13 protein-coding genes and 2 pseudogenes are annotated in these 17,662 nt (G+C 46.2%); 7 read left to right on the forward strand and 8 right to left on the reverse strand.

The window, feature by feature from the left end; translation table 11 throughout:
* Positions 1–23 precede the first annotated feature (23 nt).
* Positions 24–1,573 (forward strand): annotated as a pseudogene (locus R7Z10_RS21950) (COG3650 family protein).
* A complete protein-coding gene (locus R7Z10_RS21955) occupies positions 1,573–2,169 on the forward strand; it encodes a tRNA-uridine aminocarboxypropyltransferase (RefSeq protein WP_042523926.1) in 597 nt (198 codons plus the stop codon). The pseudogene R7Z10_RS21950 and the gene R7Z10_RS21955 overlap by 1 nt, the downstream one beginning before the upstream one ends.
* 83 nt (positions 2,170–2,252) lie before the next feature.
* Here R7Z10_RS21955 and R7Z10_RS21960 read toward each other — a convergent pair whose 3' ends face one another.
* From R7Z10_RS21960 to R7Z10_RS21990, 7 genes and pseudogenes are all read right to left on the reverse strand, one after another.
* Positions 2,253–4,739, reverse strand: coding sequence for an EAL domain-containing protein (locus R7Z10_RS21960; RefSeq protein WP_213906367.1), 2,487 nt, complete (start codon positions 4,737–4,739; stop codon positions 2,253–2,255).
* Positions 4,740–4,877: 138 nt separating this feature from the next.
* A complete protein-coding gene (gene yigB, locus R7Z10_RS21965) occupies positions 4,878–5,594 on the reverse strand; it encodes a 5-amino-6-(5-phospho-D-ribitylamino)uracil phosphatase YigB (RefSeq protein ID WP_053350826.1) in 717 nt (238 codons plus the stop codon).
* 8 nt (positions 5,595–5,602) lie between these two features.
* On the reverse strand, positions 5,603–6,535 hold the full coding sequence (gene xerC, locus R7Z10_RS21970; RefSeq protein ID WP_064368853.1) for a tyrosine recombinase XerC: 933 nt from the start codon (positions 6,533–6,535) through the stop codon (positions 5,603–5,605).
* On the reverse strand, positions 6,501–7,232 hold the full coding sequence (locus R7Z10_RS21975; protein ID WP_017636089.1) for a DUF484 family protein: 732 nt from the start codon (positions 7,230–7,232) through the stop codon (positions 6,501–6,503). The genes xerC and R7Z10_RS21975 overlap by 35 nt, the downstream gene beginning before the upstream one ends.
* A complete protein-coding gene (gene dapF, locus R7Z10_RS21980) occupies positions 7,226–8,056 on the reverse strand; it encodes a diaminopimelate epimerase (protein ID WP_005378744.1) in 831 nt (276 codons plus the stop codon). Before dapF ends, R7Z10_RS21975 begins: the two co-directional genes overlap by 7 nt.
* A gap of 10 nt (positions 8,057–8,066) precedes the next feature.
* Positions 8,067–9,320, reverse strand: a complete 1,254-nt coding sequence (lysA, locus tag R7Z10_RS21985) for a diaminopimelate decarboxylase (RefSeq protein WP_005378745.1) — start codon at positions 9,318–9,320, stop codon at positions 8,067–8,069.
* A 61-nt stretch (positions 9,321–9,381) separates the two neighbouring features.
* Positions 9,382–9,593 (reverse strand): annotated as a pseudogene (locus R7Z10_RS21990) (lipoprotein).
* Between R7Z10_RS21990 and cyaY the strand changes: the two are divergent.
* The gene (gene cyaY / locus R7Z10_RS21995) at positions 9,573–9,887 is read left to right on the forward strand and encodes an iron donor protein CyaY (protein WP_017636091.1); all 315 of its coding nucleotides are present in this window, start codon (positions 9,573–9,575) and stop codon (positions 9,885–9,887) included. The pseudogene R7Z10_RS21990 and the gene cyaY overlap by 21 nt on opposite strands.
* A gap of 69 nt (positions 9,888–9,956) precedes the next feature.
* On the opposite strand, the gene R7Z10_RS22000 is transcribed toward cyaY, so the two are convergent.
* On the reverse strand, positions 9,957–12,485 hold the full coding sequence (locus tag R7Z10_RS22000; protein WP_054702152.1) for a class I adenylate cyclase: 2,529 nt from the start codon (positions 12,483–12,485) through the stop codon (positions 9,957–9,959).
* 346 nt (positions 12,486–12,831) lie between these two features.
* Here R7Z10_RS22000 and hemC point away from each other — a divergent pair, with 346 nt between their 5' ends.
* Genes hemC through R7Z10_RS22020 form a run of 4 tightly spaced genes read left to right on the forward strand, consistent with a single transcriptional unit; the run spans position 12,832 to position 16,911 of the window.
* Complete coding sequence (hemC, locus tag R7Z10_RS22005) at positions 12,832–13,770, forward strand: hydroxymethylbilane synthase (RefSeq protein ID WP_104979848.1); 939 nt, start codon at positions 12,832–12,834, stop codon at positions 13,768–13,770.
* A gap of 2 nt (positions 13,771–13,772) precedes the next feature.
* Positions 13,773–14,501: a uroporphyrinogen-III synthase gene (locus R7Z10_RS22010; protein ID WP_005383386.1), complete on the forward strand. Its 729-nt coding sequence runs from the start codon at positions 13,773–13,775 to the stop codon at positions 14,499–14,501.
* A 17-nt stretch (positions 14,502–14,518) separates the two neighbouring features.
* On the forward strand, positions 14,519–15,730 hold the full coding sequence (locus tag R7Z10_RS22015; RefSeq protein ID WP_005378751.1) for a uroporphyrinogen-III C-methyltransferase: 1,212 nt from the start codon (positions 14,519–14,521) through the stop codon (positions 15,728–15,730).
* The gene (locus R7Z10_RS22020) at positions 15,730–16,911 is read left to right on the forward strand and encodes a heme biosynthesis protein HemY (protein WP_042523916.1); all 1,182 of its coding nucleotides are present in this window, start codon (positions 15,730–15,732) and stop codon (positions 16,909–16,911) included. The genes R7Z10_RS22015 and R7Z10_RS22020 overlap by 1 nt, the downstream gene beginning before the upstream one ends.
* Positions 16,912–17,662 lie beyond the last annotated feature (751 nt).

Consider the following 17,662-nt stretch of genomic DNA (forward strand, 5'->3'; position numbering starts at 1 on the left):
AACAATAATGAGGAAGATATAACATGAAGGCTTTGAAAAACCCAGTGGCGCTTGCCACCCTGCTGGTTCTGCAAGCATGTAGTTCACAGTCGCCACAATCTGGTGCCGCTGACCCAACCTCTCCACCAGCAACCTTAGATAAGCCTGAAACCATTCAACCTCAAACTTTTATGCTGCGCGGAAAAGTGATCGTCGGTCACGAGAGCCAATACATCATGCCTTGTGGCAGCGACAAGCAATATTGGTTGCAACTATCACCACAGCAAATGCAACAAGCAATTCAGTTAAATAACGAGCCTTACCAGACTATGTATGGCGAAGTTATCGGCCACCTCAACCCACCGGGCATCGATGGGTTTTCTGCTGATTTCGATGCTAACTTTGTCGTGGAACAAGTGAACTTCCTCACAACGGAAAACCCAAACCGTTGTCAGCAACCAAACAAACCAACTCGCGTGTTTGGTAATGAGCCTTCTTGGTCGGCAAGCTTTGAGGCTAATGGACTAACATTCCAGCAAATCGGCAAACAAACCACAAAATTAGCGATTAACAGCAGTCAGCTTCAACCTCGCCAGCGCACTTATCAACTGCAAGGTGGTGAGCTTCGCTTAACAGAAAACCTCTGCTCAGACACAATGAGCGATTCTTTGTATGGCTGGAAAGCAACACTAAAACATGATGGCGAGACGTATCAAGGTTGTGGTATGGCTGCAAACGTCGATGCAACGCTTGGCTGGGCTAATACCTATGTCGCGACCTCAACCCAATCACAAGGCTTTGAAGTACAAATGACCTTAAACCCAGACCACAGCGCCACAACAAAATATCGTTACGCCAATGGACAAGCACCATTAATCGAGCGTGGTTACTGGCAACAGTTAAGTCCGTCTCAGGTTCAAGTAGTCATGACGCATCATCAACAGCAAAGGCTAATGTCAGAACGACTGTTTACTCGAGAAGGCAATCAGCTCAAAGCGACCAAAGAAAAAGTCGGTAACTTAGTATACCCAATCGCCGATGGTGGTTTAGTCCTTTATCCTGCAATCGTTCGTGATGAAGGCATCATGCAACCAACCGAAAAACGCACCAACAACCCCATCGGTAGTGCTGACGTCCCTTCTAGTGCAGAGTTTGATTCAAAAGTAGATGCCGCGGTGCGCAACTACTTCTTTATCCATCAAACCACCCCCAACAATAACCAATACCGTTGGCTAACTTACGACCTCAACAGCGATGGTAACGAAGAGCTATTGGTACAGTTGGATTGGTGTGGTTCCGGAGGCTGTACATTGCTGATATTTGAACATCACGAAAAGGAATGGCGCTTTAATAGCCGCATTACACTAGTGCAAAGCCCGATTATGCTCGGCCAACAAACCTCTCATGGTTGGCGAGATCTGATTTTTAATGTCAGCGGTGGCGGAGCTAAAGCGGCTCAACACGTGATGCAATACACTGGGTTAGCTACCCACTCAACCCAAGCATGGCGCCAACGGCAACGCCGAACCAAGTCAGTGGTGTGCGTCTGTTCTCTGATGGGATAAGCCCGGTGCGCGAAGGAGTTCGTCTGTAATGTCACAACCGTGTCCAACCTGCGGTTTTCAATTCAATTGTATGTGCTCGCTAATGCCGAAACTTACCAGTGAGCACAACATCCTGCTGTTAATGCATCCGAATGAACTGAAGCGTGATACTAATACCGGCCAGCTACTAGAGCAGTGCCAACTCAACATTGAGCGAGTAATCTGGGATCGCAAACAGCCACCAGCAGAATTGCTCACTCTATTAGCTGATCCGTCGCGGTATCCGGTGTTGCTCTTCCCCTGTGAAGAAAGTATCACACTCGAACATGTGGTACTCCAAAGCCAGCAACAAACCAAAACTCCGCTGTTTATTATTTTAGATGCCACCTGGCAAGAGGCGCGCAAGATGATAAATAAGAGCCGTTGGTTAGAAGGTATCCCTACTATGGGATTGTCTGCGTCGGCGGACTCACAATATCAGCTGCGACGCAACCAACAACAAGGTAATTTGTGTACGTTTGAAGTCGCTGCACATTTGCTCGGGCAACTTGGAGAACAAAACAACCAACAACAAATGCAGCGCTTTTTTGCCCATTACCTCGCTCTGTTCCAAGCTGAAAAGAGTGGACACGCTCTTAAGCGTTAACCATTAAGCTCAGTAGAAGAACCAAACAAAAAACGCAGCCTACGCTGCGTTTTTTACGACAAGAAGTTTCACGTGAAACATCATTAAAACAGTCGAGTCGGCTTGCCAAGATAGTAACCCTGCAAATAGTCCACCCCCATGTCTTGTGCAATGGTACACACCTCCTGATTGTGGACGAACTCCGCCACCGTCTCCGCGTTAAACACCTGGCACAAACGCACCAACTGGGAAGCGATCTTGCGCTGTTTTAAGTCTTTATCAATATCACGAATCAAGCTGCCATCGAGCTTTATGACTTCTGGCTCCAACTTTAGGATTTCATCGATATTCGAATAGCCGGACCCAAAGTCATCAACAATGATACGCGCCCCTAAGCTTCTAAAATGACTGCACACTTCTATCATTCGGCCATAGTCTTTGATCTGCTCAGATTCCAGCACTTCTAAACCAATTCGCCTTGGGTCATTTAGCTGGCTAATTTCATGCTCTAAAAGTATTAAAGTTTTATCACTGAGCAAATCTTGCGGCGATAAGTTTATAGAAAAGTCACCTTGCTTATCTCGCATGTAATGCAACGTAGAATGAATCATGTGCCGACTTAGTCGAGTGTAAAGATGCGTATCAGAGATAATTGGCAGAAAACGCCCTGGCGCAATCACCGTTCCATCGGCTTCCAGAATACGAACCAAACATTCTTGGCTTGCCAATTTGTGGCTACCAGCATGCACAATGGGTTGGCTATAAGTGATGATGTTCTGTTTGAGAATGGCTCTACTGACGCAACTTAGCCATCCAAGTTGCTCTTTACGCACATCCTCACTGACTTCAATATCTTTCGCATTACAGATATGAGTATTACTGCGTACACCGGAGCGTCTCGCTTCGATGCCTTTGAGTAAGAGCTCATCCACTGAAGCGGATGGAAAATCTCGGCGACTCACTAAGCCGCCGCATAGCGAGATAGAAAGATAATCTATTTCACGTAGGCCTATTGGCTCAAAATTAGTTTGTTCTACCGCGTCAGCAAAACGCGTAAAGTGCTGTTTGATGGTTTCGCTGCTTTGGTCAGCTTTAAATATGAATGCCCACTCACCAACCCCAATACTATAAAGCTGCAAAGCCGTTGGCATGCCAAAACGCTTTCGTAATCGATTCGTAAAGTGCATTGAGAGATCTTTGAGTAATTGATCTCCCACTCGGTAGCCGTATTTTTCGTTGATATGACTAAAGTTAAGTAGCTTTAGAGTCAACAAATGCTCATCCAAATCGATGTTACTCAGCCGCTCTTGCAATGCGACCCGGTTTTGTAATCCCGTGCGACTGTCGCGTCGATAGCTTTCTTGTAACTTGCGCGTTTGGCGATCGAGTTGATATCCCATATGCGCGTTCATATGGTTGAGATCGCCGATCGCATTTCGAATCAAGCTAAACAGCGGTGAAATAGAGGAGCTAACGGGCGACTTAGGCAAGTTCAATGTTTGCACTTCGTCTCCCTCTCGCATCGCTAAATACGTCAGGCTGTGATGAAGAATTTCGGGCTGACCAATACCACCATGCAGCTCCCCCATACAGTAACTACCAAACGTCGTCGCAATATCTTTGAATGCTTGGACTTCGTCGCTGCTGTCAATAAAGTCTAACCGTGACGCGCAGTTAAAAATCATCACGACTTCAGGTTGGTGCATGGCTAACTCAACCACACCATGCCGCACTTGCTCGAGCGTTAACGAGGGATGGTTATAGCAAAATTGCACTTCGTCACCAAGACACCAGGGCCTGTCGAAGCTCATACTGCCATCAGCGTGTAGCTCCGTTACCGTACAAACTTCCTTTCGCCCTAAGCTTTCTCGATACAAAGGAAAGCTGAGCAGTTGACTCAGCGTCACGTCATGGCCATCCGCCAAGTAACGCTTGTATACTTCCAGCGCTTTCTTCTCACCTAAACAATACAAGCGCGTTCCTTTTGCATGAGTGACTTTGTGTGGCATGCCAATCGGGTTCCATTCCGAATACGCATCAGTCCATAGCTTCAAAGTATCACTGTGCAAAGCTACGGCAACCACAGCGTTATCGTAAACTCGGTTTTGATATAGCACCCAGCAGCCATCGTCAATACTCTGCGCCAACCCTCCAGAAATCACTACTTCTTCACTGGCGAAGGTTTGAAACAAGGGATAGTCACGTCGTTCAATTTGCACAGCAAAGCTGAGGATCACCTGTGAATTATGCTGCATTAGAAGAGAGCGCTTGAGCTCCCCGCCATCAATATCAGGGGAGTAAGAGTATGTTTGTACCGCAGAAGTCAGCGTGGCTTGCTCAAATTCAATCACACTCACTAGGCAACCAGAGGTAAATATCTCCCCTTCCAGAATCACATTACGCGTACTATGCCCCATAACATGAGCATTCGGCAGCGACGACAAAACGGCGTCTGCAAGTGTGGTCGTAATTTCGCGCGATTGCGTCGACAATATTTGTACTAAATATTGTTTATCTGAGGAAGTCGGAAAAGTGACTAAAAAGTCATTCAGTTGACTGACATCGTGAACCAGTTTTGAAAAAGCTCGCATGGACCTACCACTGCCGTAACACTATCTTCACCACGACGTGTGGCGTTACTATTTTTATTTAATAGAGAATAATTTACGTGGCTTTGCGCTGCTTTTCTAGACACAAAATGAGATTAGAATGGATTAATGCGAAAGCAATTAAAAAAGTGTGAGTAACGGCTGCAAACTATTGATTTCAATATCAGGTAAAGTACGTGTTTTTGAATGGTTAATGACATTTTTATTCATATCATTAAACCAACAGGCTGCAAAACCAGCCAACTTTGCACCATGCACATCCGTGGTTAGATGATCACCGACATGCAGAATATTCTCCGCAGGAATATCCAAGAATCGCTTCGCTTTAGTAAACATATCGGTTGCGGGTTTCGCCAATCCATCTGGTCCTGCTTTAAGTACCTGTTGGAAATAAGGCGTAAGACCGATGCGGTCTAAATCCACATTACCGTTGGTGATTGCTACCAACGGGATGTGCTGCGCGAGTTCCTCCAGTACATCGAGGCTTTGCTGCGGCACTTCAAAACGGTTACGCCAGTCCAACGCAACGTCTACTGCGGCTTTCGCGGCGGCATGTGCTGCGTCTTCGTCGTAGCCTACTTGGGAGAAGGCTTGCTGAAGTTGCACTAAACGCCATAAAGTGACATCGCTCTTCAGCTCGGGTTGTTGCTGCACAACACGCTGCTTGAGAGCAAACCAATCCGCTTTGTTCATATGAGCAACCGCTGGATGATGGTGCTTGAGCCAAGATAGCAACTCACGCTCCATGCGAACTATCACAGGATAGTTGTCATAGAGGGTATCATCTAGGTCAAAGGTCATTGCCTTAATAGGCTCGATACGGCGATAAAATTTCATACTTCGGCTCACTCTCCGTTCTTTTTACGTGCGCGTGGGTGGGCTTGGTCGTAGGCTTGCGCCAAATGTTGGAAATCCAAGTGCGTGTAGATTTGGGTCGTCGAAATGTTCTCGTGCCCTAAAAGCTCCTGCACCGCACGTAAGTTATTGCTTGATTCGAGCATATGTGTCGCAAATGAGTGACGCAATTTATGCGGACTAATATGGCTTGCGACAGACTGTTTCTGCCCCCATTCAGCCATGCGCTTTTGCACGCTACGATGCGAAATACGCGTTCCAAGCTTAGATACAAACAAGGCGGGCTCACCTGGAGCGGCTAAATCACCACGAACGCGTAACCACTTCCCGACCCACTCGGTTGCCATCCCAGAGAACGGCACTTTACGTTCTTTATCGCCTTTACCAATAACACGAAGCTCACCACTACGCAGTTGTACGTCACGTACATCCACACCCACCAGTTCAGCCAAACGTAAGCCGGCGCCATACATCAGCTCCATCATGGCGCGATCGCGCACAGCCAGCGGGTCGTCCTCGTTGACTTCAAGTAATTGGCTCACTTCGTCAACATCGAGGTTTTTGGGCAACGGGCGTTTTTTGCGAGGTGCTGAAACCCCTTTGGCTGGGTTAGCCGATATCTCGCCACGCAGAATAAGGAAATCGAAAAAGCTACGCAGCGATGAGAGGCGCGTTGCCAAACTGCTGGCTTTCATGCCTTCTCGCATGCCCTTACCTGCTAATTGGCGCACCCAACCAGCATCCACTTGAGACCAATCTTTGAGCCCCATTTCAGCTAGGTGCTGCGCCATAGTTTCTAGCTGCTGTTTGTAATTGCGCTGAGTATGTAGGCTAAGCCCCTTTTCGCTTCGTAAGAATTCATAGAAGCGCTCAAGAGGCTTTTGCAGACTATTTGGCAGAGGAGTGTTGGGAGTTGTCGTCATCGTAACTTTGCCATACCAGTGTTTGAGCGAGATGTGCCACTACTAATGATAGGTGACGCAAAAACAAGGTATCCATATCTGGCTGAAAATGGCCGCCATCTTCACTAGAAAAAGCAAGCACGCCCAGTGTTTGCTGTTTCACGAGCGGCAGTACCACATAGGAACCCATTTCCGGCACTTCCATGTTGCCAAACAAAGCTTCACGATCCACTTTGCGAAGACGTCCTAAGTACGCATCTTTGCCATTTAAGTGAGTGGTCGCAAAGCGTTGATAACTTTCCTTACTCAATTGAATTGATGCGTCGCATTGACTAAACAATCGAACAAACGCACGTAAGCCCAATGCTTTGGCTTTATCTTCGATAGAATGAATGACTTGTTTAAAGTCACCACACTTTAGAATCTGCCCCTGCAAATCCATAAATTCGTAAAAGGTGCGATCATTGTTCGCCGCAAGCGACATTAGTGTAGTGATCTCTTCCTCTAACTCTTCAATGCGCTGACGTTGACGATTCATTTGGATGTGCACCAAAGATACCGCGCCTAAGTCTGAGTGTGGGAAAGATAAACGATCCACAAGCTCCGGACGTTGCACAAAAAAGTCTGGATGATCTTTGAGGTACTCGGCCACGACTTCAGCCGTTAAGGCATCTGCTTCTACTTGAGACAAACCGTTTCCTTTTTCTTCAACTAGCAAGACAATTGACCATCAAATACATGCGTTGTAGGTCCGGTCATAAACAACGGCTTGCCAGGACCTTGCCATGCAATTCGCAATTCACCACCAGGTAGAGAAACCTTAACGTTTTCATCCAACAAGCCCTGCAGAATCCCAACCGCGACTGCCGCGCATGCACCACTACCACAAGCTTGCGTTTCTCCTGCGCCTCGCTCGTAAACTCGAAGACGAATATGGTCACGACTCATCACCTGCATAAAGCCAGCGTTGACGCGCTCTGGGAAACGCTCATGCGACTCAAGCAGCGGACCGAGAGTTTCCACTTCTGCCGTATCCACATCGTCGACCACGGTCACTACGTGCGGGTTACCCATGCTCACAGCACCACAAAACAAGGTATTGTCGCCTGCTCGCATGATGTAAGTTTTCTCTTTTTGCTTCGCTTTGAAAGGAATTTTGTTCGGTTCAAACTCTGGTACGCCCATGTTGACCGTCACTTCCCCATCATCTTCGATGTTGAGAATCATCTTTCCTTTCTTGGTGCTCACGCTGATGCTGTATTTATTGGTCAGCCCCTTCAAGCGAACAAAGCGGGCAAAACAGCGTGCACCGTTACCACACTGTTCAACTTCACTACCATCGGCATTAAAAATCCGATAATGGAAGTCGGTTTCAGGGTCGTAAGGGGCCTCTACCACAAGCAATTGGTCAAAACCAACGCCAGTATGACGATCCGCCAAGCGGCGGATCAGGTCTTGCGAGAAAAACACGTTCTGGGTAATACAGTCGACGACCATGAAGTCGTTGCCCAAACCGTGCATTTTGGAAAAGTGGAAATGCATTTGTTGTGTGTTACTCCGGTAGAATCTGTTCCAGCTGCCACAAACTGGTCAGCTCCTCACGCTGGCGAACTAAGTGGCTTTGTTTACCGTCCACCATCACTTCTGCCGCTCGGGTACGAGTATTGTAGTTCGAAGACATCACAAAACCATAGGCACCTGCTGAACGAACCGCGAGTAGATCACCTTCTTGCAAAACGAGTGCGCGATCTTTACCCAAGAAGTCGCCGGTTTCACAAATAGGACCAACCAAGTCGTAAGTCTGAGCTTCACCCTTTCGCGGTGAAACTGGCACAATATCTTGCCATGCTTGGTATAGCGCAGGACGCATCAAGTCGTTCATTGCAGCGTCGATAATCGCAAAGTTTTTATGCTCAGTATGTTTTAAAAACTCAACACGCGTTAGCAAGATACCTGCGTTCGCAGCAATTGCACGGCCTGGCTCAAAGATCAGCTCCAAGTCTTGGTGATTTTCAAGACGGCCTAGTAACGCTTTGGCGTAATCAGAAGGCTGAGGTGGTAATTCATCACGATAGACCACACCCAAACCGCCGCCGACATCAAGGTGACGAATGTTAATGCCTTGTGCTTTTAAATCATCAATCAGAGCTAATAAACGGTCTGTCGCGTCGATAAATGGGTCTATATTGGTCAGCTGAGAACCAATGTGGCAGTCGATGCCTTGCACATTCAAGTTCGGCAGGCTTTGCGCGAATTTATAAACATCTGGCGCACGATCAAACGCAATGCCGAATTTATTGTCGCGAAGACCAGTCGAAATGTAAGGGTGTGTTTTCGCGTCGACATCTGGATTGATACGCAGAGAAATTGGCGCAATCACACCAAGCTCACCCGCAACCTTGTTCAAACGTTCTAGCTCTGGCTCAGATTCAACGTTGAAACATTTGATACCTAGCTCAAGAGCGCGCTTCATCTCTGCCGGTGTTTTACCAACACCAGAGAAAACGACTTTTTTCGGATCACCGCCTGCGGCAATCACACGCTCAAGTTCACCACCCGACACGATATCAAAACCCGATCCCAAACGCGCTAGCGTGTTCAATACGCCTAAGTTTGAGTTGGCTTTCACCGCGTAGCAAACCAGGTGAGGATGCTGACCCACAGCACTATCAAACGCCTTCCAATGGCGCTCTAGCGTGGCTCGAGAATATACGTAAAGAGGAGTGCCATATTGCTCTGCAAGAGCTTGAAGTGGGACGTCTTCGGCCCAAAGCTGGCCATCATCCTGATAGTTGAAGTAATCCAAAATTCGCTTCCCTTATTTTATTCGACTGCTGAACCCTAATTTCACCCTAAGGTGCGGTTATTTATTGTGATTGCTCATTCTGTTGAGTGTCATCTGGAATGTATAGTGAGCCAGACTGACCACACCCCGCTAAGGTCGCGGCAACCATCACAAACAACACAGTAACTAATTTTTTCATTTCGCATATCGTGATTATTGAATCAATGCCCCCTATAATCGCACCACACTCAGGAAAAGCAATAGGATAGACGGATGAACGATACTGAATTTCATCAACTGGTGGATGCGCAGATGCAAATCATCGAAGAATCCATCGATGATTCAGGCGCAGACATTGATTACGAAGTCACTGGCAACGTAATGACATTGGAATTTGAAGACCGCAGCCAAATCATCATTAATCGCCAAGAGCCGATGCATGAGATCTGGCTAGCGTCCAAATCTGGTGGTTTCCACTTCAAACTTATTGAAGATAAATGGACCTGCTCAAAAACGGGTATGGAGCTATTTGAAATGGTGAAGCAAGAGTGTGAAAAGCACGCGGGCGAAGCCATTGATTGGGTATAATACTGGTCAATCGTCACCAAAACAAAAAGAGCACCGAAGTGCTCTTTTTGTTTATTGATAAGGGTTTAATTACGCGTTCACAGTTTTGGTCGGGCGACTCGGTGAACAACCGTCATTACGGTAAGGAATGATATACGCATTCCCCTCTTCAGGGTGAATAATTTGATAGTACTGAGGCAGGTTAAAATTAATAAACTTCGACGCGACGCGACTATCGTCTTTTACCGACGTGTAGAAACTGTTTACAGACGAAATCATTTCATCTTTGGAGCCACTAAATTGGTGATACACTTCTACTTGATTTGACTCATCCAACACATAAATATTGAAGCCATCTTCGTTATCTTCAAAGAAGAACTGCACCAGACCTTCACTGGCAAACCCATCCACCGCTTCCGGCATTTGATATTCTTGCTCACGATCGAGCATTAACAGCGGCGAGCCTTTGAGTTTGTTAGTAGAAATGCTGCGGTAGAAATCGATGGAATTTTCTAGCTTCTGCACCGACACACCACGACGTTCAAAGAACAACCCATAAGTCTGGTTACCAAGACGCATCGCTTTAAAGCGGCGACGTTTCTCTTGCTCTACTGGTTTCAAGCGTAAGTCGATACATTCAGCTAAAAGCTGGTAAACCATATTACGCATCACACCACGCATGTTCTTCGCATAGCAGAACACATCCACTGATTCTGGTGGCAACGCATCTTGGTGCATTTTGCCCAAAATGGTTTTCAGTGCATCCAGCATCGCCGTTTCCCCTTTGAAATGCAGCGTACGCACTTCATGCCAAGAGTTACGGTAAACAAGGTCAACACTGCCGACTAAATTTTTATGTTCTGGACCAAAGCTAAAAATATCGGTGTTCTTAACATCCACTTTCAACGAACGACCAGAAAGTTCAGACGTCGGATCATTTTCAAAGTTGATGAACATCGCAAGCTGGCTTATTTCACAAGGACTCGCTAGCGCCTGCATAGATGGACGACGCTTACGCAACGCAAAAGTATTTCGTAAGTCACTCACCATTTGGTAAAACTTATCAATATCTAGCTGCGCTTCACGTACCACGGCATGTAAACGAGTCGATTCAGTAATCAAGCCATTGAAGAATGCCCAAGCAACCAACTTACTCAAGTATTCATGATGCTCTAGATATGGTTGCCCCAAAATGCGGTGCGCAATAAGTGGTTGTTTATAGAGGTACCAACCAGACTTGTTCACTCCCCCTTTTTTCACTTCGATAAAGCTCAAGTCAGGCTCGTGCAGATCAGGTGAAATCTGTGGGTTTAGTAACGTTACTTTGCCCGGCAATACTTCAAAAGCAGCGTAGAGTTTACGGGCCAAAATACTGATGTCTTGCGGACTGATAGCAGAAGTGATGTCGTTACGACGCGCAAATTGAATCAAGTTACGGTAGCTTTGCATCAACGCATCCAGCAATGCATGATGTACCACCTTCACTTGTTCAACCTTCCAATTACGGCGGTCATCGAGCTCTGCAACGACACTGGCATCCCAATTCCATTTTGCAATCATATCGCTCAGCGCTTCACGACGCCAAGCTACTGAGCCAACATTCGGCTCACGAGATAGTTTTTCATGGGTTTTGAGATAGAAACAGCGACGCACCAAATCCAAACGTGTATCGTCTTGAATTCGCTCTAAGTAACGGGTTACTTTTTCCAACATTAAGTAGTACGCATCCATGCCATAGAGATCAGGCTCATGGGCAAAGAAACGACGTTTAGTGTCGATGCTTAACAATTGAGTATGCGGGTATTCCCACGAGTAAGCTTCTAGCAAGATGGCTTTTAATACCGATTTGTAGGGAGAGTCGATGCTTTTGTATAACTGCCACAAGTTCGAGCCGAAGTATTCTTCAGCAGGAATGCAGTTCAATTTACCAAAGTCGATCCATTCACTACAGTCGATGTAACCATCACTGCACAGTTGAGAAACGTACTCGTCGTAACACTCTTCCATTTCTGGCGGCACGATTTGCCATAACAAACGCTGTCCGGCAATACGCACCGCACTACGATAGAATTCATCTAGCAAAAGTAAGTGCTGAGATGAACCACAGTTATCACCCGTCATCTCTTCAGAATGATTGCTTCTAAAGCGCTCTTTATCCATTAAGAAAAAGTTCGCTTCCACGCCTTTGCTTTGTGCCCAATCCGTGATGAGTAAGCATTTATTGGTCAATAACTCACGTTCGTCACAATCCATATCGGGCGAGATACACACCCAAATATCCAAATCACTGGAAGTACTTTGACCAATCGAGGAGGTACTGCCCATGGTGTATAAACCCAATATAGCGGGCTTTTCTACCGTCTTGAGCGGCTGACCAATGGCAAGTTGAATATCATCTATGAATTGTTGCTGAATGCTATTTAGTTCAAGCCCATGCACACCAAACGGGACATCGGCATCATAATAGCCAGGAATTACAGGATGGTTGTAGTTCAACAAGGCAGGAATCAAGTGGAAGACTTGCTGGCTTTGCGAATCCATAAGCGCCAACGCGCGATCAACTCGCTGCTGATTCAAATTATCTAGTCGCTGGATGATTTTTTGGGTGTAAGCCTGCAAGGGGAATTCCTTGGTTGAACAATCACGAAAATCTGCTGACGTTTTAAACCAAAACGGCTTAAAAACGTGATCAATTTAACACTTTTATTGGTGCGGGTAAAGCTTCACGCCCGTGTATCACTCCGGATACAAAACCATACTTTAGTCACAAAATTAATCGCGCGGTAGTGTCGCTCTTATTACCTATTACTAATAATAGTCCTTAGTCTAATTGAGAATCCAGTCACACTATTTTCATAACGTCATGTAATTCCATTCATAGCCTTCAGAGATAACGAACTAACAGTAAGCATTTCTTGATGAGAATGGTAGGATAAACCCAAATCCAAACAGCATTGAGAAGATCATGACACAATCCACACCGATTCGCATTGCAACTCGAAAAAGCCCTCTTGCTTTATGGCAAGCTTACTTTGTTAAAGACGCCCTTCAAGCCGCTCACCCTGGCTTGGAAGTCGAGTTAGTAACCATGGTGACCAAAGGTGACGTGATTTTAGATACACCACTAGCAAAAGTTGGCGGCAAAGGCTTGTTCGTAAAAGAGCTTGAAATCGCGATGCTAGAAGGACGTGCAGACCTCGCCGTTCACTCAATGAAAGACGTACCCGTCGATTTCCCAGAAGGCCTTGGCCTCGTGACCATTTGTGAGCGTGAAGATCCTCGTGATGCCTTCGTCTCTAATACCTATAGCCACATTGATGATCTCCCTCAAGGTGCCGTGGTTGGTACTTGCAGTTTGCGCCGTCAATGCCAACTGAAAGAATATCGTCCGGACATCATCATCAAAGAGCTTCGCGGTAATGTGGGCACTCGCCTTGGTAAGTTAGATGCGGGTGAGTATGATGCAATCATTCTTGCTGCGGCTGGCCTCAAACGATTGAAGCTTGAAGAACGCATTCGTAGCTTTATCGAACCAGAGCAATCACTACCAGCGGTAGGCCAAGGTGCTGTCGGTATTGAGTGCCGCCTTGACGATGAAAGACTGCTTAAGCTGCTTGAGCCACTTAACCACCAAGACACCGTAGACCGCGTTTTGTGTGAGCGCGCAATGAACCTTACGCTAGAAGGCGGCTGTCAGGTACCTATCGGCAGCTATGCCCTGCTAGACGGCGACAACATTTGGCTACGCGCATTAGTTGGCGAACCAGATGGCAGCGAAATTGTGCGTGGTGAAATTCGTGGCCATCGTAAAGATGGCGAAGCATTAGGAGTGCAGCTAGCCAATGAGCTGCTAGATAACGGCGCTCGTGAAATCCTAACTAAGCTGTACGCAGATCACGAATAACCATGGCAGTGTTGGTCACTCGGCCGGGAGAGCAAGGCAACGCGCTTTGCTCTCTGCTCGAAAGGCACGGCATTTCCGCATATCACCATCCTCTGATCGACATTGTCGCCGATCTCACGGACACGCACCTCTCTAAACATCTACATCAAGCTCAAATTGTTATCGCTGTTAGTCGACATGCCGTGCAATGTGCACAGCAAATCTTAGCCAGTAACGGGATGTCATGGCCGAAACAAGCTATTTACCTTGCCGTTGGTCAAAAAACAGCACACTATTTAAGCAAATGTACCCAACAGAAAGTACACTATCCCCAAGTCAGTGATAGTGAACACTTATTGCGACTGCCAGAGCTCAACAATGTGGCACAACAACAAGTTCTTATCCTTCGTGGTAACGGCGGAAGAGAGCTGATCAAAGATGCATTGGTGAGGCGTGGCGCAAAAGTTCACTATAGTGAGACTTACAAGAGAGAATTCATCCCATTCGATCCAGTAAGCTGTATCTCACTATGGAAAAACCTACAAATTAACCAGATTATTGTCACCAGTGGTGAACAACTGGATTATTTGTGCAGCCAATTGACGTCGGAGCAATTGACTTGGCTTAATCAACAAGAGTTGTATATCCCCAGTCAGCGTATCGCTGACATCGCAATTCAAAGGGGGTTCACTCGCGTGAGATGCACGGGAAGCGCATCCAACCAAGAATTACTGGCGGCTCTCCAGCCCTAGCTACACAGGATATAGGCATGACAAGTAAAAATAACGACCAAAAAAATAACGATAAAAACCTTTCCGAAGAAACCTCATCGGCACCGCTAGTCGAAAAAACCACATCGCAGCAGGATGCGGACCTTAAAAAAGAGCAACCACAAGCGGCCGAGCCCCCAAAAACAGCAGAGCCAACCAAAGTCGAGTTTGAAGAAAAACAAGGTAAACGTGGTGTCAAACTAGGTACGGTCGCTATCATCTTATCGATTATTTTTGGCGGTGGCCTCGCGTACAAGCTGCATCAACAGCAAGCCGATTACCAAGCGCAGATCGCCCAACTAAAAAGTCAGCTAGAAAGCACTCAAGCTTCCATGAAGCAAGAACTCAGCCGGGTACAAGAAGAAACCATCGAGAAAGCAACAACCGTGACACACAAAGCGGAAGTGGTACTTGGACAGCAACAGAAGAGCATTGAAAGCTTACAGCTCGCCGTTGCCGATGTGAAAGGTCGTCGACCAAACGACTGGTTATTAGCGGAAGCCGATTACCTTGTCAAATTAGCTGGTCGTAAATTGTTCTTAGAGCACGATGTAGAAAGCGCGACTCAACTGATGGAAAGTGCAGACCAACGCATTGCAGCACTGAATGACCCTAGCCTCGTCAAACTACGTAAAGCAATGGCGAACGATATCACCAAACTTCGCACTATCCCGCTGATTGACCGTGATGGATTGGTACTACGCTTAACTGCCCTACAACAGCAAGTAGACAAGCTCCCTCTCGCCAATGCACTGCTACCTGAAGCTGAAGCCGTAGAAAACACTGAAGTGTCTGAAGATATCGCAAACTGGCAAGATAACTTAATGACCTCTTTGAAGGACTTTTCAGAAAACTTCATTACCTTCCGCACGCGCGATGGTAACGTCATTCCACTGCTTTCTCCTGAGCAACACTTTTACCTGAAAGAAAACATCAAAGCCAAATTGGAAACGGCAATAAAAGCGGTGTACCAAGAGCAAGGTGAAATTTACACCACGTCTCTAAAAACAGCAGACAAATGGGCATTAGCTTTCTTCAACCAAGACGATAATTCTGTTAAAGAGTTCAACAAAACGGTTAACCTACTAAGTCAGCAAAATATTCAAGTGGAATACCCAACAAAACTGCAAAGTCAGTCTCAACTATCAGATGTCATCCGTGAACGCCTACGTCGTGAAGTCACAACGATGACAGGCATGGAGGATAAGTAATGTTTCGTCTTATTTTCCTATTTGTTGTACTAGGCGCAGGACTATTTGTTGGCACCCAGTTTTCTGGTCAGCAAGGCTATGTACTCATCTCCATTGCCGAGAAAACGATCGAGATGAGCGTAACGACATTAGTGGTTTTCGTTATCGCTGCACTCGCAGGTCTTTTTCTGCTTGAGTACCTGATTAAGAAGTTAGTTTATGCTAGTTCTACAACATGGAACTACTTCAGTGTTCGCAAAATGCGCCATTCCCGCCGATACACCAATGAAGGCATTATTAAACTTCTAGAAGGTGACTGGAAAGGTGCTGAGAAGAAAGTAACTCGCTGGGCAAATCATCACGATATGCCGCTGCTTTGCTACTTGGTTGCGTCTGAAGCCGCACAAGGCCAAGGTGATAAAGCAAAACGAGATCACTATCTAGAGCTAGCGAGCCAACAAGAGAACGCCCATCTCGCAGTAGAACTGACTCGAGCGAAACAATTTATCCGCGACAACGAGTTCGAGTCCGCTTTCGATACCTTGCAATCGTTAAAAAGTCAGTATGCGAGTAACTCTATTGTATTGAACTTGCTGAAAACAACGTACATGCAGCTAAAGTTGTGGCAACCTCTTATTGACCTCTTGCCACAACTAACCAAAGCAAAACTCATCACGGAAGAAGAACATGCAGAGCTGATTCAAAAGGCGCAGTGCGGCTTACTCCATGAAGTAGCGCAACAACAAGGTAGCGAAGGGCTAATCTCCCATTGGAATAGTCTCTCACGTAAAGTGAAACAAGACACACACCTCGTTGCCTGTTTTGCTCGAGAACTCATCACACGAAAAGCTGATGCAGAAGCCTTTACCGTGCTAAAAGAAGCATTAAAAAAACAACCTGCCCCAGAGCTTTATCAACTACTGCCAGATCTAAATCTGCCAGATACCCACCCTGTCGTGGTCTTCTTAGAGGGCGTAGTGAAGAAAGAACCGGATAACGCCGCTGCCCATAGCGCATTAGCGCACTTCTATTTCCGTCAAGAGAAGTGGCAAGAAGCCCAAGATCACTTTGAGATCGCCTTAAAGCTTCGCTCTGACGTCTCTGACTATGCATTCCTAGCAGACACACTAGAGAAGCAAAATCTAACCAAAGCTGCTCACGAAGTCTCTCGTAAAGCTCTCACGCTCGTCCAGAACGACTAAGTAGCAGTCATCTAACCAAGCCGGCAGCTCACTGTCGGCTTTTTTATTGCCTGCTATTAACCCTTTAGTCCTTACATCAATATGTTTATCAAATTCATTGGTTCCCAAGTAATTTCCAACTTCCTAGCAACTCACTATCGTTTCACTTTCACTCTTCTCTTTTGACTACTCTGATCCTGTCATTCCAGCAGAATCCAAAAACAATTTTAAAAGATGCAGGAATACGTAACTTTAGCCTGTTGATGTATGGTTTTAAGACGTAGCTAGATTTAGGCAATAGAGCACACGCATCGCTAGACTGAGCAAAACAAAAAGATACATCAGTGAAACAGTGGCTATTTTAGTATGCTTATTATGTTCGGTCTATCCGGTAAAAGGGGCTAGAGAAGCAATGGTAGTGCTTTAAGAGAACGATAAGGCAATAGATGGTTCAACAACTTAACAAAGCATCTCCAACAACCTTATCTGGACAGCATGCAGTGATGAGGATGAACAGCTTTAGAGGCAACTGCACTTCTTAGCAAAAATCAAAACATCACAACCAATACCGATACCAATATTACTTTGTCGAAAAGTAGATCGCATATGGAATTGATTTTTGGCAAGCACAGATAGAGTAATAAAGATGTACGGAAATGAAAAAAGCCTCGCTATTTCTAGCGAGGCTTCTTAATAGTGGCGGAGAGATAGGGATTTGAACCCTAGATACGCTATTAACGTATGCCGGTTTTCAAGACCGGTGCTTTCAACC

The organism is Vibrio sp. Vb1018 (assembly GCF_033338775.1).
GTDB classification, from domain to species: domain Bacteria; phylum Pseudomonadota; class Gammaproteobacteria; order Enterobacterales; family Vibrionaceae; genus Vibrio; species Vibrio alginolyticus.

Excerpts from the sequence above, each read along its gene's own strand:
- R7Z10_RS21955 (WP_042523926.1), top strand. The coding sequence starts at position 1,573 with ATGTCACAACCGTGTCCAACCTGCGGTTTTCAATTCAATTGTATGTGC.
- R7Z10_RS21960 (WP_213906367.1), bottom strand. The coding sequence starts at position 4,739 with ATGCGAGCTTTTTCAAAACTGGTTCACGATGTCAGTCAACTGAATGAC.
- yigB (WP_053350826.1), bottom strand. The coding sequence starts at position 5,594 with ATGAAATTTTATCGCCGTATCGAGCCTATTAAGGCAATGACCTTTGAC.
- xerC (WP_064368853.1), bottom strand. The coding sequence starts at position 6,535 with ATGACGACAACTCCCAACACTCCTCTGCCAAATAGTCTGCAAAAGCCT.
- dapF (WP_005378744.1), bottom strand. The coding sequence starts at position 8,056 with ATGCATTTCCACTTTTCCAAAATGCACGGTTTGGGCAACGACTTCATG.
- cyaY (WP_017636091.1), top strand. The coding sequence starts at position 9,573 with ATGAACGATACTGAATTTCATCAACTGGTGGATGCGCAGATGCAAATC.
- hemC (WP_104979848.1), top strand. The coding sequence starts at position 12,832 with ATGACACAATCCACACCGATTCGCATTGCAACTCGAAAAAGCCCTCTT.
- R7Z10_RS22010 (WP_005383386.1), top strand. The coding sequence starts at position 13,773 with ATGGCAGTGTTGGTCACTCGGCCGGGAGAGCAAGGCAACGCGCTTTGC.
- R7Z10_RS22015 (WP_005378751.1), top strand. The coding sequence starts at position 14,519 with ATGACAAGTAAAAATAACGACCAAAAAAATAACGATAAAAACCTTTCC.
- R7Z10_RS22020 (WP_042523916.1), top strand. The coding sequence starts at position 15,730 with ATGTTTCGTCTTATTTTCCTATTTGTTGTACTAGGCGCAGGACTATTT.